The organism is Elstera litoralis (assembly GCF_000963705.1).
GTDB lineage: Bacteria > Pseudomonadota > Alphaproteobacteria > Elsterales > Elsteraceae > Elstera > Elstera litoralis.
The window spans coordinates 1-1,479 of record NZ_LAJY01000876.1 but is presented as its reverse complement, the minus strand read 5'-3'; the positions used below and the strand labels follow the sequence as shown (position 1 = coordinate 1,479).

Here is a 1,479-nt window from a genome sequence, read left to right as displayed (position 1 = left end):
GGTTTCCATCTTAAMCCTATATGATTGAAACCCAGTGCCGTTCTCTGGTGATTATTGAGCCTGAGCCGATGTTTCTTGTTCTTTCCATGTATTTTATTGATTGGGTCGAAATATTTAAGTATGCCGATAATAAGATCGTATTTGTTTTTGAAACACTTCCTGATTATGCCTTTAATGCAGCTCGCCGATATACTGGAGCCATGAATATGGGTGTTCAGCAGTTAATTTATTATACGCAGCACTATAAAACACCTGCGCTAGATTCTTTGTACACTTATTTCAAAAAAAATATATCTAATCTATTTGATGCTCTGGGTTTTTATGATGATGAAAAAACGATGACCAAAAATCATCTTTTGAATAGCTATCAAGATGAGTGGAAATTATTGGTCAATGCGCCTAATCATCATGTTGGGACCGCCGTTATCGTTGGCGCGGGACCGTCGCTTGACGATAATATTGAGTGGTTGCGTCAGAATAAAGATAAGATCGTCATATTTTCAGGCGGCTCTGCGTTGCCGACACTGTTGGCAAATCAAATTACCCCGGATTTTCATGTGGAAATTGAAAATGTCGCGATGAATTTTGAGTTGCTCAGCCCGCTGGTCGAAAAATATGATCTTTCTAACACGATCCTAGTCTGTTCATCGACAATGGATACGCGGTCGGCGCGTCTCTTCAAGCGCCGCTTATGGTTTATGCGCGAAGGTGTGTTCGCCTCAGCCTTCTTCAATCCGGGTATTACCACCATGTCCTGGCAGAACCCGACCGTGGTCAATACGGCTACGTCGGCGGCACTTGCTTCTGGCTTCAGGGATATATTGCTATTGGGGGCCGATTTTGGCACGCGAGATCGCGGAATCCATCATTCCAAAGGCAGTTTTTACGAGTTCCATGAAGAGCTTAAGAAAGCCGAATTCAAATTCCCGGATACGACGAGCGCTAACTTCGGTGGAATTGCTTATACGAACGAACATTATTTAAATGGTGTTAAATACCTTCAAATTCTTATGAAGGAATACAGAGAAGCTAGGGCGTTTAATGCTTCAAATGGTGTTTTGATTAAGTCCATAACTCCTATCAAGCTGGAAAGATATAAAATAGCATCCGTCAGGTTGAATAAATCTGATCTTGCGAATCATATATACGATCTAATGCCAACGCATTCTTGGAAAAATAATGTTGAAGGAGACATTATAGATTATTTGGAGGAGAATTTCATTGATTATATGGCTGAAATGAGAAAAATTATAAAACGCAAGACAAGGAAAGAAAATGATTCTTTAAGGTATTTTATGGAAATATTTATGAGAATGAGCAGATTTGGTGAAAAAAAAGCGGAATTTAATCCAATATTTACTGGAACTATAGTGATTTTTACTGTGTTCTGTATTTATTGGTGGCGGCGAGTTTACTCGAGTGATTTTGACAATTACCAAAAACTTGTCCGAAAGAATTTCCGAGTTGTCATCGATCTTC

1 protein-coding gene is annotated in these 1,479 nt (G+C 39.6%); it reads left to right on the top strand.

Going from position 1 to position 1,479, the window contains the following annotated elements:
* Nucleotides 1–20: 20 nt before the first annotated feature.
* A partial coding sequence (locus VZ95_RS20465; protein ID WP_045777501.1) for a motility associated factor glycosyltransferase family protein occupies nt 21–1,479 on the top strand: 1,459 nt, incomplete at its 3' end.